The sequence below is a fragment of the Bradyrhizobium sp. KZN70725 genome, from assembly GCF_055264925.1.
This window is the reverse complement of the sequence record NZ_JBUYWT010000014.1, coordinates 113,284-135,612: the sequence shown is the minus strand read 5'-3', so window position 1 is coordinate 135,612 and position 22,329 is coordinate 113,284. Positions and strand designations below refer to the sequence as shown.

Below are 22,329 nucleotides of genomic sequence, written 5' to 3'. Positions count from 1 at the left end.
TCCTATCTGTTGCGCAAAAGCGTTAAGCGCTCATTAAGCGCGCGGGGTTGGGGCGATAGGACGAACCCCTACGGCGATATCGGGTTCAGCGTCGGCTTCCGGAAGCATGGCGGATGCGACGAATAATGAGTACACACCCTAGTTCTGCGGGTTGTCCTCGCTTGGATACACGCCGCGCAGCACTTCCTCGAAATGATCCTTGACGGCGTCGTTGCACAGGCAAGAGCGCTGCCGCAGCTTGTCCGCGTCGCGGATCACGATCGCGCCGCGACGCGTCTCGAGCACGCCTTCCGCCTTGAAGTTCTGGATCACGCGGCTGGTGTAGCTGCGGCCGACGCCGAGCAAAGTCGAGAGCTGTTCATGCGTGAGTGGCACCATGCCGTTGCCATTGGTGCGCTCCATCGCCGAGATGATCCATTTCGCCGCGCGCTGCTCGATCGAGTGGATCGCATTGCAGGCGGTCGACTGAAAGATCTGCGCCAGCATACAATCGGCATAGCGCGCGAAGATGTTGCGCACGGAGATCGACGTCAGCTTGGCGGCGTCGAGCTTGCTGACCGGCAGCCGCGCGAACGGGCCGCCGAACTTGACGGTGATGCGGGTGTAGGCCGGCAGGAAGCCCTGGCTGACGATGCCGCCGACCGCGCCCTCGCGACCGACCAGGATGGTCTCGACATCGCGGCCGTCCTCATTGGGCACCATGTAGGACGCAAGGCTTGGCCCGCATGGAAAATGCACGGTCTGGACGTCGTCGCCGGGATTGTAGAGCAGATCGCCGGCCGCGGCCTCGACCAAGGCAAGGTGCGGCGCGATCAGTTCGTAATCGGCGGCGTTCAGCCGGCGCAAAAGATTGTTGAACGGCCGGTCACTCGTCCCGGCCAACTCGGTCCGTTTCGTGATCATTGGAAATCCTGAGAACCCAACGCGGACCATAATCGGAAAGTTCCCGGATTTATGTTCACTAGTGAACAGACGCGGCAGCCCGCGATGTGATGGGTTTCACCTCGGGAACAGCCGGCGTGCTTTCAGGCGCCGGTCGCGGGCCAATCCGGCCGGACTGATCCGGTCTTTCATCCATGCTTTAAAAACGGAAACTGGCACGCCATGGACTTCACCCCCAATGCCGGCACGCCCGGTGACGTCCTCGTGGTTGAGGACGATCCGATCATCTCGCTCTATTTCGAGGACACCATCCTCGGCTTCGGCGCCCGGACGGTGCGCACCGCCACGAACGTCGCCCGGGCGCTCGAATTGATCGCCGAACGCGCGCCGGATTTCGCGCTGCTCGACGTCGGCCTCGTCAGGGGCGAGAAGACGTTCGCCATCGCCGAGCGGCTGGATGCGCTGAAGGTGCCGTTCGCGTTCGTCACGGGCTATGGTGCGGACATCCGGCTGCCGGCATCGCTCGCCGACAAACCGCGGCTGACCAAGCCGTGCTCGAGCGAGGCGCTGGAGGCGGCGCTGCGAAACGGACGTTGACGCATTGCCGGCTTCGGCCTCGCCGTCGGCGCGTTCGTCGTCTACCATCCAGCCTGTCGGATTCGGTGACGCAAGCGCTTCGGGAAAGCGTCATGGTGGTCAGGATATTTGCCGCGCCCGCAGCCGCGCTCGCTCTCGGGCTGCTGCCAGCGCCGCCGTTCGGCTCGGCCGTCGTCGGTCGCTTCGTGTCGCCAGCTCTCGCTACGCCGGCCGCACTCTCGAGCGAGCAATCGGCCGCGCTTGAGACCTACGACAAAGCCCTGAAGGGCTTCGAGTCGATCCTGCGCCAGCGCCGCGCGCAGATCGATGCCAATCAGCCGCTGCCCGACTTGCCGGGTCAGGCGATCTATCTGGCCCGTGTCGAGATGATGAGCGCCTACAAGGACCTCACCGATGCGCTTCCGTCCAGGATCGGTAGGCCCAACAGATTCGGAATCCCTCCGGCCTATTTCGACGCCGACAAGGAGCCGCTGCTCGATGAGTACCGGAAGCTCTTCGACGTCATGGAGGCGCCGCCCGCCGGTGCGCAAACATCCGATACGCCATTCAAGGACGTGGTCGATCTGGCGACGGTGATCGCGCGGGCCAAGGGTCTTGACGCCGCCGACGCCGCCGTCGCGGGCCGTATCAGCCTCGGCCTCTTCTTTGCCGAGACGAACGGCAAGCAGAATGCGGGCAATGCACGATCGAACACCTATAAAGGAAGCCTGCAGACCGGCCCGTCCGAGGATCGCGACGGCCGAAGGAAATGGGCCGCCATCAAGGGGTCGATCGCGACGCTCGATCCTGCGCTGAGCCGTCGCGACGACCGGGAAGAGGCGCGGGTCGGCAACCTCGACCACAGGTTCAATCACTGGACCGCCGTGCGGGACGGCCTCATGAACGCACACGCCGAACTTTTCCCGCAGGTCGCGGCGATCCAGAAAGCGCTGCCGGACCCGATCGATCAGATGAAGGTCTTTGAGCTGATCCAGATCATTCCCACGCCGACCAGGGCAGCGCTCAAATCGGGCAACCTCGTCGGCTACAGAATTTCCGATCCCAGGATCATGCGATATCTGCGCAACAACAGCATCTTCGCGTTCGGCCGGGCCGACCGGGTAAGAACATCCGCGACCTTCCGCGAGATCCTCGATGCGATGTGGCTGTTCAACGCCAAGTTCGAGCAGGCGCTTGCCAAGTTCAAGGAGATCAAGTCGGGCAAGCCGGGCTGAGGAGGAGTCGATCGCTCGGCCGTCAGGGTGGACCGAGCAGCGCCCATCGCGGCTCGCAGAATTCCTTCACGGCGGAAGCAACGCTGCTGCTGATGAGGTTTTGGCGCTCGGGCGAGTCCATCTCGCGTTCCTCGTCCCGGTTGATGATCGAGCCCGCCTCCAGCAGGATCGCGGGCATCGCGGTCTTTCTCAGCACGATGAGTTCATCATTGCTGTAGACGCCGGTATCCTTGTTCAGCAACGGGTGCTGGTAACGACCCATGATGGCCTGGCTGTATTGCTCGGCATAATGCAGGCCCTGGGCCTTCATTTCCCCGGCGACCAGTTCGGCGAACCGGAGGCTGGTCTTGAAGTCCGGATTGTCCCGGGAGACGAACACGGAGTAGCCGCTGAAGCGGTCGCTGAAGTGGCTTTTCTTGCCCTCGAACTCCCAGTCCTCGAGCATCTTGTTGGGCACGGAGTCATGGTGGATCGACATCAGCAGATCCGCGTGCAGATTGTTGGCGGCGGCGACCCGCTTGAAGAGGCTCGGTCTCGCTTTGCCTTCGGTCAGTAGCAGCCTGGTTTCGGTAAAGCCTTCGGCCTTCAACCTCTCCTCGATCAGCCGCGCAAGGCGCAGGTTGAAGGTGAACTCGGCGACATTCCGCGCGCTGATCGCGCCTTCCGATTGCGCGGTATGTCCGACATCCAGCACGATCCGGAACGTCGCGGGATCGCATTTGGCAGCGGCCGGCTTGAGAGCCGAAAGCGGCAGGGTGACTGGCCCAAGGGCGGCCAGCCGCATGGCGCGGTGCCTGGGCGGAGCGCGGTGCCTTGCCAATTTGGCAGCCCTTGTCGCCTTCGCGCGCTTCGGCGACTTGGCATGCTTGGGTGAGCTCCTGAAGAGATCGGGCAGCCAGCCGGCATCGCTGACTTCGATCGGCAGCAGCGCGAACACTGCGATCGCGACGACCAACAAGCGGCGAGGCCGAAACCTCGCAACGCTACCACTGAGCACGCGAAAGAATTCGCAGCGCCTCATGCTCCGCCCCTCCGGGCCCCCAGCATAACGGCTCCGACATCGGTACCGGAAGATGCCGGGGAGGTCCATCCCCGGCAATCGCGTTGCCTCGCCTTGGCGGCAAGGCCGTCAAGACCAAGAGTCCGGTTCCGTCGTGGCTGTGACCGAACTAGTGTCCCGAATCCGAAGTTCGCATCATTTGCCGCACCTTCGGAGCGAACTTCGGATTCGATAAGGACACTAGCAAACTTATAATTCTAGTGTGCTTTATGAATGCGAAGTGCGTGAAAGTGGCTGCCGCGAAATCGCACGAACTTCGCATTCAGCACACTAGACCGGCTTCGGGTCGAGCGTGATCGCCCACAGCTCGGCGTCGACGCGGTCGCGCAGGCTTACCGTCATCTGCCCGCTCTTGCCGTCGATCTTGACGTGGCCGAAGAACTGCATGCCGGCCGACGGCGGCAGGTTCTGGTTGCCTTCGCCCGGCGCCTTGATGAACTTCACCTCGGGGCCGAAGGTGTTGTCGAGCTCGTTCGGACCGAACGTGCCGGCATGCAGCGGGCCGGAGACGAATTCCCAGAACGGATCGAACTCCTGGAACTGGGCCTTGTTCGGGTTGTAGTAGTGCGCGGCGGCGTAATGCACGTCGGCGGTCAGCCACACCGTGTTGACGATTCCCGCGGTCTTGATGAAACGCAGTATATCGGCGATTTCGAGCTCGCGGCCGCGCGCCGGGCCATCGCCCTGCGCAAAGGCTTCCGAGCCCTTCTTGTTGGCGGCATCGTCATAGACGATCAGCGAGAGCGGCATGTCGGAGGCGATCACCTTCCAGGTGGCGCGCGAGTTGAGCAGCGCGCGCTTCAGCCAGGCCATCTGGTCCGGGCCGATGAAATAGGCGTCGGGGCCATACTGCTCCTGCAGGTTCGGGCCGTTGGGGCCGCGATAGCTGCGCTCATCGAGCATGAAGACGTCGAGATGCGGACCGTAGCTCAGCGTGCGATAGACGCGGCCCGGCTCGACGATACTCTCGCGCATCGGATACATCTCGTGGAAGGCCTTTGCCGCGCGCGCCGCGAGCACGGTGATGTCGCGCTCCTTGTAGGCCGCCGGCAGCTGTTTCGACAGCGACCAATTGTTGGTCACCTCGTGATCGTCCCACTGCACGAAGATCGGCACCTCGGCATTGAAGGCGCGGACGTTGTTGTCGAGGAAGTTATACTTGTGGGCGGCCCGGTATTCGTCGAGCGTCTCGGCCACCTTCGCCTTCTCGGGTATAGTGACGTTCTTCCAGATCTTGCCGTCGGGAAGCTTCACCTCGGACGGGATCACGCCGTCGGCGTAGATCGTGTCGCCGGAGTGCAGAAGGAAATCCGGAGCGTGCTTCTTCATCGCGGCGAAGGTGATCATGCCGCCGTCGTCGGGATTGATGCCCCAGCCCTGGCCGGCGACATCGCCGCCCCACACGAAGGAGACGTCGCGGCGGTCGCTCGGCGCGGTGCGGAAGCGTCCGACCACCGGCTCGCCGACGATGTCGATATGGGCGAGGTCGCGGAAGCGGACGCGGTAGAAGATGTCCTGGCCGGAGGGCAGGTTCTCCAGCAGCATCTTGGCGGTGAAGTCGCTCTCGGGCAGCGCCGTGATCGGCGGCAGTGTATGGGCGTCCTTGAACGATTCAGTGGTCGCGACCTCGACCATCATCTGCGCCGGCCGGTCCGCACGCGCCCACACCACGCCGCCGTCGACGCCGACATCGCCGGACTGCACGCCATGGGTGATCACGGGACGGTCGGCGGCGCGCGACAGATAGGGCATCGCAATCACGCCGGCGCCGGCCGCAGCCGCCGTGGAGAGAAAGCGTCGGCGGGTGAGATTTCGCGAGAACCGGATCGTCATAGGGAGCCTCCTCAGGTCACAGCGACAATGCGCCGCAGGCGCGCCAAGACCTAGAAAAACTCCATGACGGAGAGATTACAGCGGCGGGAGTGCGGGACGTAAGGGAACCGCATCTGTCAGGCTCCCTCTCCCGAGTGCGGGGGGAGGCAAGGGGGATTTGCGGATAAAGATTGGCGGCGCCCCTACGCCGTGCCCGCCGCCCTGAACTGCGTCGCAGCCCGTTGCAAATTCTGCGGCATGCTGAACAACAGCGCCTTGCGGTCTGCGACGGCGTTATGAAGCTGCTCGAGCGCGATGTTGAACGCGGTCAGCGTGCCTTCCTCGATCGCGCCGTGCTCGAAGCAGTCCAGCGTGTGGCGCAGGATGTCGTCGGCCTCCGCCTGCATCTGGTCGAGTTCCTCGATCGAATCGCTGTGCCGCGCGGCTTTCAGCATCTCCAGCAGGCGTTCGCGCTGCGAGGTGTTGGTGTTGCGCTCGTCCTGCTTGAGATAGCCGGCGAACCACGCACCGGCCGAGCCCATCGCCGAGAACGCCATCAGACTCCACCAGATGTAGTCGCTGTAGCGGTCGAGGAAGGTTTTTTCCTCGCCGTCGACAAACGCGGCGGCGCCCGGATGCACCGGAATGGTGGCATCCTTGTCGGTGTCCGGCGTCTCGATCTTGGCGGCGAGCGGGAAATCGGTCTTGAGCGACTGCCGGATCGCGAACAATTGCCGCGTGAATGCCGCGACCGTCGAGTCCGACAGGCCCTTCCGCGCAACGATGTGGTGCGAGAAGCTGATCGTCTTCACCTCATCATCGGGCCGGTCAGCGGAGCCGAGCGAGCCGGCGGGGATTTCCGCGGCCTCATAGGCCGGATGGTTCTGCGCGATCGCCTCGGAGGCGTCGATCGCAAGGAAGCTGGGCTCGCCGCCGTCGCGGACCGACGCCGTGATCGCATCGATCGTGATCTTGCTGTTGGCCGGGCCGACGGCGAGATAGGCGTCGGCCTTGAGGTTCTTGATCGCTTCCGCCGCCTCATTGGCCGGGAATTGAACGATCTCGACCTTCATCGGGTCGACGCCGTATTGCGTCAGGATCAGCTTCAGCAGATTGACATTGGCCGGGGTGCGGCCGACGACGCCGATCTTGCGGCCGGCAAGCTGCGCGATCTTGGTGATCCGCGCGGATTTCCGAACCTTGCCCTTGGCGGGCGGAACCCACATCACCACGACATTCTTGCGCAGGGTCGCGACCGCCTGGGCATTCTTCGGCACCTCAAGATCGCCGCGGATGATGGCGAGATCGGCCTTGCCGTCGGCCAGCGTCTGGGCGCTGGCAGTGGCGCCCTCGGTCTGCACCGGCCTCAGCTTGACCTGGGTGTTCTGCTGGTTGTTGAAGGCCTGCGCCAGCGCCTGCACGACCTTGACGTCATCGCTGTTGGCAGGACCGACCGCGATCCGCAGCGTCACCGGACGCACGGCGAAATAATAGCCGGCCAGCAACGTGCCGATGATGGCCAGCGCGCCCGCGATCAAAACGAACATCAGCCGCCGCTTTGCCGAACGCAGCGGCTTGGGCGACATGCTGGCGGAGCCGTCTGTCATCGATCTCGCAAACAATCGTCGGGGCTCAATCTCGCAAAACTACCAACGCGCACACATCCTCTATGTGTAGCAAATTACTGAACGGACAGATGTTACAACTCCGTCATGGTTACCAGCGGCGATAGGACGCGATTTCGGCCTTAATTTGGGCGTGGATCCCATCCCGGAGGCCGGTTGTTAGGCTAAAGTCGGCGTCAAACGGGAGGGTTACCATGGTCGAACGGCTGTCAGCGGAAGCAAAGAAGGCCGCCCTTTGGGAACTGGCCGGCTGGTCGGAGATGTCCGGTCGCGAGGCGATCGCCAAGACTTTCGTGTTCAAGGACTTCAACGAGGCCTTCGGGTTCATGGCCCGCGCCGCCCTGGTCGCCGAGAAGAGCGACCATCACCCCGAGTGGAAAAACGTCTACAAGACCGTCGAGGTGGTGCTGTCGACCCACGATGTCGGCGGGGTGACCAAGCGCGATATCGACCTCGCCAAGGCCATGAACGCGATCGCAAGGCAGCTTGGGGTCAATTGACTCCGGCGCGTGGAACCTTGCGCGGGTCCGCCGATGTCCCCAGATTCGCATCGTCCGCCGCCGAACTGGCGCGGCGTCGAGGAACCTTGCGATGACATCGAGCGAACCCGGCGTGGGATTTGGGCCTGCCGATCGGCTGGCGCAGGACCCCGAAAGCGTGCGCCGCCGTTTCTGGATCAAGTTCAAGAAGGTGGTGGCGAGCCTGCCCTTCGCGGAGGACCTGCTGGCCGCCTATTACTGCGCCTTTGACCGGCAGACGCCGCGCCATGTCCAGGCGGCGCTGCTCGGGGCAATCGCCTATTTCATCCTGCCGTTCGATTTCGTGCCCGACATGCTGCCGATCCTCGGCTTCACCGATGACGCCGCAGTGCTCGCAACTGCGCTCCGCATGGTGGCAAGCCACATCACGCCGGAGCATCGCGATGCCGCCCGCGCCGCGCTGAAGCGCGGGGTGCCGGAAGAGGAGTGAGATCTGCCTTCTCCTTCCCCCTGAAAGGGGGAAGGTCGGGAAGGGGGTCAGCCACAGGCGACGCTGCAAGCCGGCAGATTTGATCCCCACCCGCTTTGCTCTCGCGAGCAAAGCGACCTCCTCTTTTCAAGGGAAGGTTATGATGCATCCCGGATTTCGCTGCGCTCCATCCGGGCTACGAAACTTTCGATCCGTCATCCTGAGGAGCGCGAAGCGCGTCTCGAAGGATGTACGGCCACCAGCGGGGCCGTCGACCCGTCGAGACGCGCGCAAGAGCGCGCTCCTCATGGTGACGGAGACGGTAGGGAGCGCCATGGTAGTCCGTTCGGCTCCTTCCGGGCTGCGCAATCTCGGTTCAGCTTCCCGGATGCAGGATCACCTTGCCCATCGCCTTGCGGCCGGCGAGCACCTTCAGGGCTTCTGATGTCTGCGACAGCGGGAAGGTGCGGTCGACATGCGAGGAGATCTTGCCTTCCGCGGTCCACTGCACGAGCTTCTCGAGGTTCTTGCGGTTCTTGTCCGGATTCTGCCGCGCCCAGGCGCCCCAGAACACGCCGCGGATATCGCAGCCCTTCAGCAGTGCGAGGTTGAGCGGGATCTTCGGAATCTCGCCGGCGGCAAAGCCGATGACCAGGAAGCGGCCTTCCCACGCGGTCGAGCGCAACGCGGCTTCGGCATAGGCGCCGCCGACCGGATCGAACACGATGTCGGCGCCCTTGCCGTCGGTCAGCTTGCGCAGGCCCTCTTTGAGATCTTCCTTCGCATAGTTCAGCGTCAGCTCGGCGCCGTGTTGCTTGGCGAATGCCAGCTTCTCGTCCGACGAGGCGCAGGCAATCACCTTCAACCCCATCAGTTTGCCGAGCTCGCACGCAGCAAGGCCGGTGCCACCGGCGGCCCCCAGCACCGCGAGCGTCTCGCCCGGCTTCGGGCTCGCGCGATCTTCCAGCGCATGCAGCGCGGTGCCGTAGATGATGATGATGCCGGCGGCGCGGTCGTAGTCGAGATTGTCGGGAATCTTCACGATCGAATTCGCCGGCAGCGCGATCTTGTCGCGCGCGCCGTTGTGGCCGCAGGACGCGACGACACGATCGCCGACCTTCAGGTCAGTGACGCCGGCGCCGACGCTTTCGATCACGCCGGCAACTTCGGCAGCCGGCGAGAACGGGAACGGCGGCTTGATCTGGTACTTGCCCTGGATCATCAGGATGTCGAAGAAATTCAGCGCCGCCGCCTTGATCGCGATCACGGCTTCGCCGGGAGCCGCCACCGGATCGGGCACATCAGCCAGCACGAGATCGTCAGGTTGACAGTATTGCGAGCAGAGGATGGCTTTCATGGACACACCTGAGTTTCGGACGCAGAAAGAGCTGCAAGATCTTGGACTACAAGCTTCATGCCGGATTTGCGGCGGAGCGACAATACAAAGCGGAGGGATCAAACTATGTTTGAAAAAGGCCTGCTAGCAAAAAAGCGCATCCTGATCACCGGCGGCGGCTCCGGCCTTGGTGCTGCGATGGGCTACCGCTTCGCCGAACTCGGCGCCGAATTGATCATCTGCGGGCGGCGCGAGGGGCTGCTGGAGGAAACCGCAGCAAAATTCCGTAGCGAGCTCGACGCCAAGGTTTCCATCGCGCGCTGCGATATCCGCGACGGCGCAGCGGTCGAAGCGATGATGGATCAGGTCTGGCAGGACGCGCCGATCGACGTGCTCGTCAACAATGCTGCCGCAACCTTTATTGCGCAGAGCGAACATTTGTCGTTCCGTGCGGCGGACGCGATCCTCGCGCCGACACTGCATGGCACGATGTACTGCACGCTCGCCGCCGGCCGCCGCTGGATCGACGGCAAGCACAAGGGCGTGGTGCTCTCGATCCTGTCGACCTCGACCATCACCGGCCGCGCGTTCACGGTGCCGTCCGCGATGGCGAAGACCGCCGTGCTGGCGATGACCAAGAGCCTGGCGGTGGAGTGGGGCCCGAAGGGCATCCGCACCGTCGCGATCGCGCCCGGCGCGTTCCCGACCGCAGGCGCGACCGGACAGTTGCGCCCCGAAGGGCGCGGCGAGAGCTGGGCGCATCGCAATCCGCTCGGCCGCGCCGGCGAGCATTCGGAGCTCGCCAATCTCGCGACCTTTCTGATCTCGGATCAGGCCGGCTACATCAACGGCGAGATGGTGGTGCAGGATGGCGGCTCGCACTTACGCAGTTCCGGTGCCGAGGACCTGCTGCAATGGACCGATGCGCAGTGGGAGAAGCAGCGCGCTGCGCGCGCCAAGTGATAACGCGTCGCGATTACGCGCCCGACGGTGAGCGGCGTTCGCCTTTCAGCCTAACTGCCTTCCCAAAAAAGCGTTTCCCGGTTATCCATCCGAGCCGGCGGAGGGGAATCGCCGGGCCATCTTGCAGTCACAATGATGGGGGAACCAGTTGGCCGTGCGGCAGATTCTGACATCACTGGTTGCTTGTATCCTGGGCGGGTTCATCACCCTCGCGCCGGCGCAGGCCGCGCCCAAGAAGGATACGGCCAAGGAAGCAGCCAAGCCGGCGCCTTCGGCCGCGGCGGCTGCGGCCGGCGGCGCGGAGCCGACGCTGATCGGCCAATTCGGGACCTGGGGCGCGTACACGGCATCGCCCAACGGCAAGAAGGTGTGCTTTGCGCTCGCCAAGCCGTCGTCGTCGAAGACCAATCCGGCGAACCGGCCGCGCGATCCGGCCTATGCCTTCATCTCCACCCGTCCGGCGGAGAAGGTCGTCAACGAAGTCTCGATCATGATCGGCTACACGGTGAAGCCGGGCTCCGAATCGACGCTTCAGGTCGGCGGCGGGACCTATGCGATGTACACGCAGGGCGACGGCCTCTGGATCAAGAATGCGGCCGAGGAGGAGCGGATGGTGGAATCCATGCGCAAATCGGCCGAACTGACGGTAAAAGCCGTCTCGGCCAAGGGCACCGAGACGACAGACACCTTCTCGCTGAAGGGCCTGGCGCAGGCGCTCGACCGGCTCGGGCAGGACTGCCGGCGCTAGAGCATGATCCGGAAAAGTGTGAAGCGGTTTTCCGGAAAGATCATGCTCTAAAAATCGACTTAAGGCCTGAAATCGAGGTATTCGGTGGCTTTCCAGCACCGGCTGGAAGGCCTATTTGAGGTTTCATGACCGACACCGTGACCACCCATGCCGTCTCCGGCGCCAGCGCGCTGGTCGAGAAGGTTCCGCTCGAGACCTACGTGCCGCCGGCCAAGCCGTCGCTGATCGGGCTGTCGCGCGCCGAGATCGCCGATCGCCTAGGCGAGATCGGGGTGCAGGCCGGCCAGCGCAAGATGCGCACCCAGCAGCTCTGGAACTGGATGTATTTCCGCGGCGCCAAGAGCTTTGCCGAGATGACCAACGTCTCGAAGGACATGCGCGCCGAGCTCGAGAAGCATTTTACCGTCGATCGTCCCGAGGTGGTCGCCGAGCAGATCTCCAACGACGGCACCCGCAAATGGCTGCTGCGGCTGCCGAGCGGCGACAAGGTCGAGCGGCCGCACGAGGTCGAGTGCGTCTACATCCCCGAGACCGATCGTGGCACGCTGTGCGTTTCCTCGCAGGTCGGCTGCACGCTGAACTGCGCGTTCTGCCACACCGGCACGCAGCGGCTGGTGCGCAACCTCACCGCCGGCGAGATCGTCGGCCAGGTTATGGTGGCGCGCGACCGGCTGAATGACTGGGCCGACCGCGAGGACGGCACGCGCCGCGTCACCAACATCGTGATGATGGGGATGGGCGAGCCGCTCTACAATTTCGACGCGGTGCGCGATGCGCTGCTGATCGTCGCCGACAATGAAGGCATCGGCATTTCGCGCCGGCGCATCACGCTGTCGACCTCGGGCGTGGTGCCGAACATCCAGCGCACCGGTGACGAGATCGGCGTGATGCTCGCGATCTCCTTGCATGCGGTGCGCGACGAGCTGCGCAACGAGCTGGTGCCGCTGAACCGCAAATATCCGATCAAGGAATTGCTGCAGGCCTGCCGCGATTATCCCGGCGCCTCCAACGCCCGGCGCATCACCTTCGAATATGTGATGCTCAAGGGGGTCAACGATTCGCTCGATGACGCCAAGCTCCTGGTGAAGCTGCTCAAGGGCATTCCGGCGAAGATCAATCTGATCCCGTTCAATCCGTGGCCGGGCACCGCCTACGAATGCTCGGACTGGGAGCAGATCGAAAAATTCTCCGAATACATCTTCAACGCCGGCTATTCCTCGCCGGTGCGCACGCCGCGCGGCCGCGACATCCTCGCCGCCTGCGGCCAGCTCAAGTCGGAGACCGAAAAGCTCTCCGCCCGCGAGCGCCAGGCGCTGCGTGCGATGGCGATGACGGATTGAGTGTGACGCCCTCCATGCAATCCGTCCTTGCGAGGAGCGAAGCGACGAAGCAATCCATGCCTCGGCGAGCTGCGAGATGGATTGCTTCGCTCCGCTCGCAATGACGGGGAGGTCGTAGCATGGCCCTGATCGGCCGCCTGTTCGTCGTCGCCTTCGGCTTCCTGATGGCCTGCTTCGTGGCAGGGATCATCGTGGTCGTCGCGGTGCTGTATCCCGAGATCAGCGATTTCGGCGGGCAGATCGACCAGAGCGCGATCAACGTTGTGCTCGGCTTCGGGTTCATCTTTATCTCAGGCTTTGCGCTGCTGCCGGCGTTGATCGTGGTGCTGATCACCGAGGCGTTCTTCATCCGGAGCGTGCTGGCCTATGCCGTCGGCGGCGCGATCGTCGGCGCGGCCTGCTATCTCGGTCTGGTTCCGTTCGATCCCGATACGATGCAATTCCACGGCATCGTGCGCCGGCACATGGAGATCATGACCGGCGCCGGCATCGTCGCGGGCCTGGTCTACTGGCTGATCGCCGGCCGCACCGCCGGCGCCTGGCGCGAGCCGGCGCGACCGTTGCCGCCGCCCCCGCCATTGCCGTCGCAATCGCAGCGGCCGTGACCTCGTCCAGAGTGCCAACATGGATTCGAACCAGAGAGCCGCATCCGCAATCTTGGGAAGCGTGATAAGCGCGCAGTCGGGCAAATTGTCACTTCCCGAGCTTGAACGAGATATCCTCGCTCAATTGCCGGCGATCGACTCAACCTTGCCCAGAGCGACCCGGGAACTTCTGGATGGACTAGTATTGAGCGTTTTTCAGGCGCAGACGAAAAATGGTGCTGCAGCGCTCAATACTCCGCGGCAGTTTAACTACGACGAAAATGAAGGTGTCGATCACCTGTTTGATCAAGCGGCAAATGCCCTTCGGGCTTACTTGAAATGATTGCGTCGCCTCATCCGCCTCGGCTAAACCGCGCGCCATGAACCGGACCGGACTTTTCATTGCGCTGGGGCTGGCGCTCATCATCGGCATCCTGTTCGGGATCTATCCCGAGCTCGACCTGAAGCTGGCGGCGCTGTTCTACGATGTGGCGCAGAAAACCTTCCCGCTGAAGCTCGACGCGGTGGCGTCGTTCGCGCGCGATGCGGCGATGTGGATCGCCTGGGCGCTGGTGCTGCCGGCGATCGTGACCATCGTCTGGAAATTCATCCGCCCGGACCGGCCGATGCTGATGTCCGGCCGCGCCGCGGTGTTCCTGCTCACCACGATGCTGCTCTCGGCCGGCGTGCTCACCAATTTCACCTTCAAGAATTATTGGGGCCGGCCGCGGCCGGTGTTCGTGACGCAGTTCGGCGGCGACCTGCAATTCATGCCGTGGTGGGACCCGCGCGGCGGCTGCTCGCGCAACTGCTCGTTCTTCTCCGGCGAGGGCGCCACCGCGTTCTGGACCTATGCACCGGCGGCGCTGACGCCGCCCGCGTGGCGGCCGCTGGCCTTTGCCGGGGCCACCGTGTTCGGCATCGTCACTAGCGGGCTTCGCATGGCCTTTGGCGGCCATTTCTTCACCGATGTGGCGATCGCGGGCCTGGTGTCGTTCTTCACGGTCTGGCTGTTCTACGCGCTGATCTACCGCTGGGCAGCGACCCGGCTGACTGACGCCCAGGTCGATGCCGCGCTGACGCGCCTTGCGATGCCCGGCTACCGGTGGATGCAGCGCTGGCGCCGGGGCGGCAAGGCGGCGTCCAGCCAGACCGAGGCCTGATTTGGGCCTGATTAAAGGCGTGCTCAGCGTTCGGAAATTTGATATCGCCACCCCGGAAACATCATTGATTTCGACCGATTGGACCGTCCCATGAGTACGATTCTGAAAAGCCTGCCCACTGGCGAAAAAGTCGGCATCGCGTTCTCGGGCGGGCTCGACACGTCGGCGGCGCTGCTCTGGATGAAGCTGAAAGGCGCCAAGGTCTTCGCCTATACCGCCAATCTCGGCCAGCCCGACGAGGCCGACTACGACGCGATCCCGCGCAAGGCGGTGGATTTCGGCGCCGAGAAGGCCCGCCTCGTCGATTGCCGCACCCAGCTGGTCCATGAGGGCATCGCCGCGATCCAGTCCGGCGCGTTCCACATCTCGACCGGCGGCATCACCTATTTCAACACCACGCCGCTCGGCCGCGCGGTGACCGGCACGATGCTGGTCGCGGCGATGCAGGAGGACGGCGTCAACATCTGGGGCGACGGCTCGACCTTCAAGGGCAACGACATCGAGCGCTTCTATCGCTACGGCCTGCTGACCAACCCGAGCCTGCGCATCTACAAGCCCTGGCTCGACCAGCAGTTCATCGACGAGCTCGGCGGCCGCGCCGAGATGTCGGCGTTCATGACCGCGCAAGGCTTCGCCTACAAGATGAGCGCGGAGAAGGCCTATTCGACCGACAGCAATCTGCTCGGCGCGACGCATGAGGCCAAGGATCTCGAGAGCCTTGCGAGCGGCATCACCATCGTCAACCCGATCATGGGCGTGCCGTTCTGGCGCGCCGATTGCGACGTCAAGGCCGAGAAGGTCGTGGTGCGCTTCGAGGAGGGGCAGCCGGTCGCGCTGAACGGCAAGACGTTTGCAGATCCGGTCGCGCTGTTCCTCGAGGCCAATGCGATCGGCGGCCGCCACGGCCTCGGCATGAGTGACCAGATCGAGAACCGCATCATCGAAGCGAAGAGCCGCGGCATCTATGAGGCGCCCGGCATGGCACTCTTGCACATCGCCTATGAGCGCCTCGTCACCGGCATCCACAACGAGGATACGATCGAGCAGTACCGCATCAGCGGCATGCGGCTCGGCCGCTTGCTCTATCAGGGCCGCTGGTTCGATTCGCAGGCCTTGATGCTGCGCGAGACCGCGCAGCGCTGGGTGGCGCGTGCCGTCACCGGCGAGGTGACGCTCGAGCTGCGCCGCGGCAACGACTACTCGATATCAAACACCGAGAGCCCGAACCTCACCTACGCGCCGGAGCGGCTCAGCATGGAGAAGGTCGAGGGCGCCGCCTTCACGCCGGCCGACCGCATCGGCCAGCTGACGATGCGCAACCTCGACATTGCTGACACCCGCGCCAAGCTCGGCCTGTACAACAAGACCGGCCTCATCTCGAGCGGCGAAGGCTCGCAGATCTTCCAGCTCGAGAACGACAAGGACTGAGGCGGCACCCTCTCGCCTTGTCGTCCCGGGCAAGCGAAGCGCGACCCGGGACCCATAACCACCGGCCATGGTTATGAAGCACGCTGGTGCTCCAGCGCGCTTCCACGGCTCCTCCCTGTGGTTATGGGTCCCGGCCTTCGCCGGGACGACGTGGGGAGAGAGGCCTGCCTACTTCACCCTGAGCGCATCGAGCAGCGAGCGGAACGCGCGCGCGTAATCGGTGCCGGTCTTGCCGATATCCGGCCCCGCGGAGACCGCAACCGCGGCTTCCGTCACCGCGCCGAGCAGCAGCCGCGCCAGCGGCTCGATCGGCTGCCTGGCGATCACGCCGGCATCCATCGCGGCAGCCAGCGCGCGCGGAAACTTGCCGCCGAAATGCTTGGCGTCGATCTCGCGCCAGCGTTCCCAGCCGAGCACGGCGGGGCCGTCGCGCAAGATGATCTGGCCGGTCGGGCCTTTCGAGCACGCCGCGAAATAGCCCTGCGTGCCCGCCGCCATCGCCGCCAGCGGATCGTTCTCGGCGCGCGAGATGCGGTCGAGATCGGCAACAAGGTCGATCGACACCTGCTCGAACACCGCCTCGAACACCGCCTCCTTGGTCGCGAAGTGATGATAGACCGCGCCCTTGGCGACACGCGCGCCGGCGGCGATGTCGTCCATCGTCGCAGCGGCGAAGCCGCGCTCGCCAAAAATGCGCCGCGCCGCCTTGACGATGGCGGCTCTGGTTTTCTCGCGCCGTTCGGCCTGGGTTGCCATCATCCATCTCTAGCCCAGGTTCCGTAGTCGCGCCAGTTGACTTACCGACTCTTGGTCGATAAATACCGACTATCAGTCGGTAAATGGAGAGTGCTTATGCCTTCGCTCAAGACGTTGCAAGCCTTCGCCGACACGGTCGAGTCCAACGACCATGTCGGCGCGATCAGGAACTTCTACGCGGTCGATGCCCGCACCCAGGAGAATGACGGCGAGTGGCGGGTCGGCCGTGAGGCGCTGGCGGCGCGCGAGGCGGCGGTGCTGGCGGCGGTCGCCGGCGTCAAGACCACGCGGCTCGGGCCGCTCCTGCTCGACGGCGATCATTCGGCGATCTGCTGGCGCTTCGAATTCACCGGCAAGGACGGCAAGGTCCGCAGCATGGAGGAGGTCGCCTGGCAGACCTGGCGCGGCGATGAACTCGTCGAAGAGCGCTTCTTCTACGATCCGCAGCAGATGGCGCGCTGAAATCGCGCCGGCCCTTGCGGCAATACGCCCCGGCGCCGCCTCATTGCGCCGTCATCCGCCGCCACTAGCCTCCGCCCCGATGCGCATGATGCGCAAGGGCGGAGCATCGATCATGATCAAGCGAGTTGCCGGCGTGGCCGTCACGCTGGTGTTGTCGGCAGCGCCGGCGTTCGCCCAGACGATCTATCCGATCGATCGCGCCGATATCCTCGTCGGCGCCAAATTCGACTTCAAGGTCGACCTTCCGGAATTGGTCGATCAAGCAAAGCTCAAGGTCACGCTGAACGGCGCGGACTATGCCGCGGTGTTCGGCCAGGGCGGCACATTCACCGCGCACGAGGCCGGCCGGGAGCAGTCGGCGTTGTTGCTGCGCGATGTCTCGCTCGTCAAGCCTGGGCAGGTCGCCGTCGAAGTCAGTGACGGCACGCAGAGCCGGACCGTGAGCTGGACCGTCTACGACACCGGGGCACGCAAGGCCAGGAACGTGATCCTGTTCATCGGCGACGGGATGTCGCCGTCGCATCGCGTCGCCGCGCGAATCCTCTCCAAGGGAATCGCGGAGGGCAAGAGCCGCGGCAAGCTCGCGATCGACGACATGCCGCATATGGCGCTGGTCGCGACCGCCGGCTCGGACTCGATCATCACCGATTCGGCGAATGCCGCGAGCGCCTACGCCACCGGCCACAAGGCCGCGGTCAATGCGCTCGGCGTCTACGCCGATCGCACGCCCGATCCGCTTGACGATCCGAGGGTCGAGACCATCGCGAGTCTTGCCAAGCGGCGGGCGGGCCTCGCGGTCGGCATCGTCACCAACACCGAGGTCGAGGACGCGACCCCGGCGGCGATGGTTGCGCATACCCGCCGCCGCGCCGCCTATGACGCGATCGTCGCGCAATATTTCGACGCGAAGCCCGACGTGCTGATGGGCGGCGGCTCCGCGAACTTCCTGCCGCAATCCGGGTCCGGATCGAAACGCAAGGACGATGTCGACTATCTCGCGCGCTTCCGCGACGCCGGCTATCCGGTCGCGACGACCGCAGGCGAACTCGCCACGCTCGCGGCCAAACCGGACACCCGCCAACTGCTCGGCCTGTTCGCCGCCGGCAACATGGACGGCGCGCTCGACCGCAAATTCCTCAAGGGAGGCGGCGTCAGGAAATTCCCCGAACAGCCGGACCTGACCGAGCAGGTCCAGGCCGCGCTCACGGTGCTGTCGAAGCACGAGGCCGGTTTCTTCCTGATGGTCGAGTCCGGCCTGATCGACAAATACGCCCATCTGCTCGACATGGAGCGCGCGGTCTACGACACCATCATGCTCGACAACGCGGTGCGGCTCGCAAAGGACTGGGCGAAAGCGCGCAACGACGACACGCTGATCCTGGTCGTGGCCGACCACAACCATCCGAACAGCCTGGTCGGCACCATCAATGACGACATGGTGGCGACACCCAACGTGCCGCTGCGCGAGCGCGTCGGCGTCTACGAGAAAGCCGGGTTTCCGAATTATCCGGCGCCGGACGCCGAAGGTTATCCGTCAAGGGTCGATGTCAGCCGGCGCCTTGCGATCTTCTCGGCCAGCCTGCCGGATCACTACGAGACGTTCCGCCCGAAGCTCGACGATCCGAACGAGCCGACCGTGAGGGGCGACCAGCCCGACACGTTCAAGGCCAATGACAAGTACAAGGATGTCCCCGGCGTCGTGCTGCGGTTCGGCAATCTGCCGGCGATGATCGGCGCCAGCGTGCATTCCGGCGAGGATGTCATCCTCACTGCGACCGGGCCGGGCAGCGAGCGCGTCCACGGCTCGATGGACAACACCGAAGTGTTCCGCGTGATGGTCGAGGCGCTGGGGCTGGGTGCGGGCAAGTAACGGATGATGAGATTGAGACGAGGCATGCCCGCTGTACCCCTCCCGCTTGCGGGGGTCGAGATGAACAAAGTTTGCTGTTGGAGGGTTGGTGTGAGCGGCGAGGCTTCTCCGACCTCCCCCTGAAAAGGGGAGGTCGCTTTGCTCGCGAGAGCAAAGCGGGTGGGGATCTGCTCTCTCCGTAGACACCGTCACCTGCGGCTGACCCCCATCCCGACCTTCCCCCTTTCAGGGGGAAGGAGAACAAACAAAAATGGCCGGGATCGCTCCCGGCCATTTCGTATCGTGATGTCGCGCCGGCTCAGCGCGGCGGCGCGGCCGAGGCGGTGCCGCCGTTGAGCAGCGGGGTGATGCGGCGGACGGTGACGCGCCGGTTGATGCGGCTCGGTCCGTCGGTCTGCTCCTTCGGATATTGAGAGCCATAGCCCTGCGAGGTCAGGTTCTCAGCCGGCACACCGAACTGCTGCGTCAAGAGCTCGGCGGCGGATTGCGCACGGCGGTCCGACAGTGACAGATTGTCGGTGTCGTTGCCGGTCGCATCCGTGTGGCCCTCGATCAGGAACACCTCGCGCGGGTTGCGCTGGATGGCTCGGTTGAGGCCGTCGGCGATCACCTGCAGCCTCGCCGCCTGGTCCGGTGGGATGGTCCACGATCCGGAGTCGAAGTTGATCGTGTTGACGTCGATGCTCGGCATCTGCATGCGGACATTGGGGCTGTAGCGGATCTCGTCCAGCGAGTAGCGCCGTTCGATCCGCTGCACCGGCGGTGCCTCCATGGTCTCGTAGATCACGTCGGGCGACGCGTCCTGCGCGTCGACGATGTAGCGATCGTAGGGAATGTTGACCACGGGCGGCGGGGCGTCGACATAGAAACCACCGACTGCGCGCGGATCGCGATAGCTGTTGTCGATGATGACGACCTCGCGGCCGCCAGTATCCCTGCGGATTCGGCGCAACATCTGGCCGTCGGAGCCGACCACGGTGATGATCTCGCTGCCGTCGGGACGAACCACGACCGTCCGCGTCTCGCCGCCGATCGTCTCGGTGCGGATGTCGCGCGCGCCATAGCGGAAGCGATAGACGTCGTCGCCGCGCACATAGGCCTGGCCGCCGGGATCGCGGATGATGACGCGGTCCGGCTCGGTGTAGATGGTGCGGCCGCCTTCGACCACCTCCTGGCGCTGGCTGTGCAGGTCGGCGATGCTGCCGCCGATGATGGCGCCGGCGACCACGCCGGCACCGACGGCGGCACCGATCGCGAGCGGCTTGATGTTGTCATGGCGCGGTGGCGGCGGCAGCGGCGCTGCGACGGCAGGCGCGGCGCGGAAGGCGGGCGCAACCGTCGGCGGCGCATATTGCGCGCGGCCGGGCGGCGGCGTTGCGGCGGCCGAGCCGGGGACGACCGATGGCGCGGGCGCGCCCATCGCGGCGCCCTGGGCCGGCGATACGCCGGGCGCGACGCCCGGACGTGCTGCCGGCTGACCCGGAGCCGGGGCCGCGCCGGGCGCGCCCATTGCCGCGCCCGGGGTTGCCGGTGTTCCGGGCGGTGTCGCCGGACGTCCCTGCTGACCTGGCGCCGGTGGCGTCGGCGTCGCGCCGGGTGCCGGAGGCGTTGTTGCGGCAGGCGGGGTGCCTGGACGCGCGGGCTGTGCGCCGGCTGCCGGAGGTGTCGGCGTCGGTGTCGCACCGGGAGCTGTCGCGGCGGGCGGCGTGCCCGGTCGTGCCCCTGCTGCCGGCGGCGTTGTCGTTGCCGAAGGCGCGGGCGTTGAAGTCGCCGCGGGCGGGGTGCCCGGCGGTTGCTTGGCGCCGCCAGGGCGTTCACCGCGTTCGCCACCCGGACGATCGCCGGGGCGGCGTTCGGCCGGCGCCGTTGTCGGAGCTCCCGGCGTTGCGGGCGTCGGAGTCGGCGTTGCCGCCGTGGGCGGGGTGCCGGGACGTGCTGCCGGCGCGGCATTCGGCGTGGCGCCGGGCGCCGGCGTTGGCGGCGTGTGCGCGGGTCCTGCGCCGGGCGGCGGCGTGCCGGGTCGCTGCGGTGCTGCGGCCGGCGGCGGTGGCGTCGGCGTCGGATGTGCGGGGGCGGCCGCCGGCGGTGGCGGGGTTGGCTTCGCAGGCGCTGCTGCGGGCGGCTCCGGCCGTGCCGGTGACGGCGATGGCTTCGCGGGTGCGGCCGCGGGCGGCGGCGGTGTGGGATGTGCGGGAGCAGCCGACGGCGGAGGCGTCGTCGGGCGCGCGGCAGGCGGCTCGGGCCGGGCAGGGGCTGCAGGCGGGGTCGGCTTCGCGGGCGCTGCGGCCGGCGGCGGAGCAGGATGTGCGGGTGCCGCGGCGGGAGGTGGCGCCTGCGGATGCGGTGCTGCGGCCGGCGGTGCGGGACGTGCAGGAGCACCCGGCGCGCCCGGCGCTGGCCGCGCCTTCGGCTTTCCGTCCGGTCCGGTTTCTTCCTTTTGCTGCGCCTGTGCGACGACCAGCGGCGAAGTTTGGGCGTGCGACGCTGAGGTGGCGAACTGCATCACCGTCAGCGCAGTCGTGGCAAGCAGCACGAGACGAAGCTTTGTCATTGTCTAGGAGTCCCCGGCGGAAAGTCTGGGCAGGAAAGCAAAGTGAGAACCGAACAATTCGGCAGGACGATGAACCGCCAGCCGTTAGGCCGGATTGTGGCGAGCCACGAATCATCGGCGAAGTTTATTTCGACATTATAACGGGTTGCATGTGTGGTTGTTCACCGCGCGTTCAGAAGAAACGCGCCGACACATTTGCAATCGACGTGGAACTTGGGCGCATGAGCGACTCACCGGCGGGGAGTCGATCTGTCGCAGGCGGCGGGCCGGACGGTCCAGGCGGTCCGCGCACCGGTGATTCGTCAGGTGTCTTGCCGGGCAACTCGTCCGGTCGCGGCGGCTCGCCGGGTTCGCGCACCGGCTCCGGAATCTCGGGGCGCGGACTGCCGGGCGGAATTCCCGGCGGCGGTTCGCTCGGTGTGCCCGGCGTCGTCGGCGGAATCTCGGGAGGCTCGATCGGCATCATATCGAGGCCCCGCGGCTGCCGCCGCCAGATCGCGTCGCGCGCATTGATCGCTCCATCGAAGTTCGAAGCGACAACGGATCGCGCGCCGCGGCGTTCCGATGTTTCACCCGGGCGTGTGGCAGACCGCCTCGATATTGTGGCCGTCGGGATCGAGCACGAATGCGCCGTAATAGTTCGGGTGGTAATGCGCACGGATGCCGGGCGCGCCGTTGTCGCGGCCGCCGGCCGCCATCGCGGCCTTGTAGAAGGCGTCGACGGTAGCGCGGTCCCTGGCCGTGATGGCGATATGCACCGGCTTGTTCATTGCGCCTTCGCCGCCGATCCAGAAGTCCGGCTTGCCGTCGGCGCCGAAGCCCGCGGCGGGCGCGTGCCCGGTCACATCAGCGGGCACTTCCATGATCAGGCCGTAGCCGAGCGGCGCCAGCGCCGTCTGGTAGAAAGCCTTCGCGCGTTGATAGTCGGAGACGGAAAAGCCGATATGGTCGATCATCGCGAGCCTCCCTTGTTGTGTGACGCTACAGACT

General features: G+C 65.4%; 22 protein-coding genes. 13 read left to right on the top strand and 9 right to left on the bottom strand.

Translation table 11 applies throughout. The features are described from left to right. Positions 1–138: 138 nt before the first annotated feature. Positions 139–903 carry a Crp/Fnr family transcriptional regulator gene (locus tag ACZBJS_RS16330; protein ID WP_057021301.1) on the bottom strand — a complete coding sequence of 255 codons (765 nt, stop codon included), beginning with the start codon at positions 901–903 and terminating at the stop codon, positions 139–141. Between the two features lie 201 nt (positions 904–1,104). On the opposite strand from ACZBJS_RS16330, the gene ACZBJS_RS16325 reads away from it, so the two are divergent. Both ACZBJS_RS16325 and ACZBJS_RS16320 read left to right on the top strand, forming a co-directional pair. Next, a complete protein-coding gene (locus tag ACZBJS_RS16325; protein ID WP_229191914.1) occupies positions 1,105–1,479 on the top strand; it encodes a response regulator in 375 nt (124 codons plus the stop codon). A gap of 92 nt (positions 1,480–1,571) precedes the next feature. Beyond that, a complete protein-coding gene (locus ACZBJS_RS16320) occupies positions 1,572–2,693 on the top strand; it encodes a hypothetical protein (RefSeq protein WP_253588476.1) in 1,122 nt (373 codons plus the stop codon). A gap of 22 nt (positions 2,694–2,715) precedes the next feature. Here ACZBJS_RS16320 and ACZBJS_RS16315 read toward each other — a convergent pair whose 3' ends face one another. The 3 genes from ACZBJS_RS16315 to ACZBJS_RS16305 form a co-directional block, all read right to left on the bottom strand. Further along, a complete protein-coding gene (locus ACZBJS_RS16315) occupies positions 2,716–3,648 on the bottom strand; it encodes an N-acetylmuramoyl-L-alanine amidase family protein (RefSeq protein ID WP_076835004.1) in 933 nt (310 codons plus the stop codon). A 375-nt stretch (positions 3,649–4,023) separates the two neighbouring features. Next, positions 4,024–5,586 carry an alkaline phosphatase D family protein gene (locus ACZBJS_RS16310; protein ID WP_057021298.1) on the bottom strand — a complete coding sequence of 521 codons (1,563 nt, stop codon included), beginning with the start codon at positions 5,584–5,586 and terminating at the stop codon, positions 4,024–4,026. A 182-nt stretch (positions 5,587–5,768) separates the two neighbouring features. Continuing rightward, positions 5,769–7,172 carry a TAXI family TRAP transporter solute-binding subunit gene (locus tag ACZBJS_RS16305; RefSeq protein WP_229160558.1) on the bottom strand — a complete coding sequence of 468 codons (1,404 nt, stop codon included), beginning with the start codon at positions 7,170–7,172 and terminating at the stop codon, positions 5,769–5,771. Between the two features lie 212 nt (positions 7,173–7,384). Here ACZBJS_RS16305 and ACZBJS_RS16300 point away from each other — a divergent pair, with 212 nt between their 5' ends. Then, a complete protein-coding gene (locus tag ACZBJS_RS16300; RefSeq protein ID WP_168858057.1) occupies positions 7,385–7,690 on the top strand; it encodes a 4a-hydroxytetrahydrobiopterin dehydratase in 306 nt (101 codons plus the stop codon). 91 nt (positions 7,691–7,781) lie between these two features. Beyond that, complete coding sequence (locus ACZBJS_RS16295) at positions 7,782–8,159, top strand: YkvA family protein (RefSeq protein ID WP_057021296.1); 378 nt, start codon at positions 7,782–7,784, stop codon at positions 8,157–8,159. A 355-nt stretch (positions 8,160–8,514) separates the two neighbouring features. On the opposite strand, the gene ACZBJS_RS16290 is transcribed toward ACZBJS_RS16295, so the two are convergent. Further along, on the bottom strand, positions 8,515–9,495 hold the full coding sequence (locus tag ACZBJS_RS16290; protein WP_057021295.1) for an NADPH:quinone oxidoreductase family protein: 981 nt from the start codon (positions 9,493–9,495) through the stop codon (positions 8,515–8,517). Positions 9,496–9,600: 105 nt separating this feature from the next. Between ACZBJS_RS16290 and ACZBJS_RS16285 the strand changes: the two genes are divergently transcribed. From ACZBJS_RS16285 to argG, 7 genes are all read left to right on the top strand, one after another. Further along, a complete protein-coding gene (locus ACZBJS_RS16285; RefSeq protein ID WP_057021294.1) occupies positions 9,601–10,437 on the top strand; it encodes an SDR family oxidoreductase in 837 nt (278 codons plus the stop codon). 154 nt (positions 10,438–10,591) lie between these two features. Continuing rightward, complete coding sequence (locus tag ACZBJS_RS16280) at positions 10,592–11,185, top strand: invasion associated locus B family protein (protein ID WP_057021355.1); 594 nt, start codon at positions 10,592–10,594, stop codon at positions 11,183–11,185. A 125-nt stretch (positions 11,186–11,310) separates the two neighbouring features. Then, the gene (rlmN, locus tag ACZBJS_RS16275) at positions 11,311–12,525 is read left to right on the top strand and encodes a dual-specificity RNA methyltransferase RlmN (RefSeq protein ID WP_057021293.1); all 1,215 of its coding nucleotides are present in this window, start codon (positions 11,311–11,313) and stop codon (positions 12,523–12,525) included. Between the two features lie 119 nt (positions 12,526–12,644). Further along, positions 12,645–13,130: a hypothetical protein gene (locus ACZBJS_RS16270; protein ID WP_316395379.1), complete on the top strand. Its 486-nt coding sequence runs from the start codon at positions 12,645–12,647 to the stop codon at positions 13,128–13,130. A 19-nt stretch (positions 13,131–13,149) separates the two neighbouring features. Beyond that, positions 13,150–13,452: a hypothetical protein gene (locus ACZBJS_RS16265; RefSeq protein ID WP_156436599.1), complete on the top strand. Its 303-nt coding sequence runs from the start codon at positions 13,150–13,152 to the stop codon at positions 13,450–13,452. Positions 13,453–13,489: 37 nt separating this feature from the next. Further along, entirely contained in the window at positions 13,490–14,272 is a 783-nt protein-coding gene (locus ACZBJS_RS16260; protein WP_316395378.1) for a phosphatase PAP2 family protein, read from the top strand. A gap of 90 nt (positions 14,273–14,362) precedes the next feature. Further along, positions 14,363–15,700: an argininosuccinate synthase gene (gene argG, locus ACZBJS_RS16255; protein ID WP_316395377.1), complete on the top strand. Its 1,338-nt coding sequence runs from the start codon at positions 14,363–14,365 to the stop codon at positions 15,698–15,700. 168 nt (positions 15,701–15,868) lie between these two features. Here argG and ACZBJS_RS16250 read toward each other — a convergent pair whose 3' ends face one another. Then, positions 15,869–16,456 carry a TetR/AcrR family transcriptional regulator gene (locus ACZBJS_RS16250; RefSeq protein ID WP_225163120.1) on the bottom strand — a complete coding sequence of 196 codons (588 nt, stop codon included), beginning with the start codon at positions 16,454–16,456 and terminating at the stop codon, positions 15,869–15,871. A 96-nt stretch (positions 16,457–16,552) separates the two neighbouring features. Between ACZBJS_RS16250 and ACZBJS_RS16245 the strand changes: the two genes are divergently transcribed. Both ACZBJS_RS16245 and ACZBJS_RS16240 read left to right on the top strand, forming a co-directional pair. Continuing rightward, entirely contained in the window at positions 16,553–16,918 is a 366-nt protein-coding gene (locus ACZBJS_RS16245) for a nuclear transport factor 2 family protein (protein WP_253588480.1), read from the top strand. A gap of 112 nt (positions 16,919–17,030) precedes the next feature. After that, complete coding sequence (locus ACZBJS_RS16240) at positions 17,031–18,788, top strand: alkaline phosphatase (protein WP_316395376.1); 1,758 nt, start codon at positions 17,031–17,033, stop codon at positions 18,786–18,788. Between the two features lie 298 nt (positions 18,789–19,086). Here the strand turns inward: ACZBJS_RS16240 and ACZBJS_RS16235 are convergent, their stop codons facing one another. The 3 genes from ACZBJS_RS16235 to ACZBJS_RS16225 all read right to left on the bottom strand — a co-directional run bounded on the left by ACZBJS_RS16235 (position 19,087) and on the right by ACZBJS_RS16225 (position 22,295). Further along, positions 19,087–21,339, bottom strand: a complete 2,253-nt coding sequence (locus tag ACZBJS_RS16235; protein WP_316395375.1) for an OmpA family protein — start codon at positions 21,337–21,339, stop codon at positions 19,087–19,089. Positions 21,340–21,511: 172 nt separating this feature from the next. After that, positions 21,512–21,802 (bottom strand): hypothetical protein, encoded by a 291-nt coding sequence (locus ACZBJS_RS16230; protein WP_057021353.1) that lies wholly within the window; start codon positions 21,800–21,802, stop codon positions 21,512–21,514. A 106-nt stretch (positions 21,803–21,908) separates the two neighbouring features. Then, on the bottom strand, positions 21,909–22,295 hold the full coding sequence (locus ACZBJS_RS16225; RefSeq protein ID WP_316395374.1) for a VOC family protein: 387 nt from the start codon (positions 22,293–22,295) through the stop codon (positions 21,909–21,911). Between the last annotated feature and the right edge of the window lie 34 nt (positions 22,296–22,329).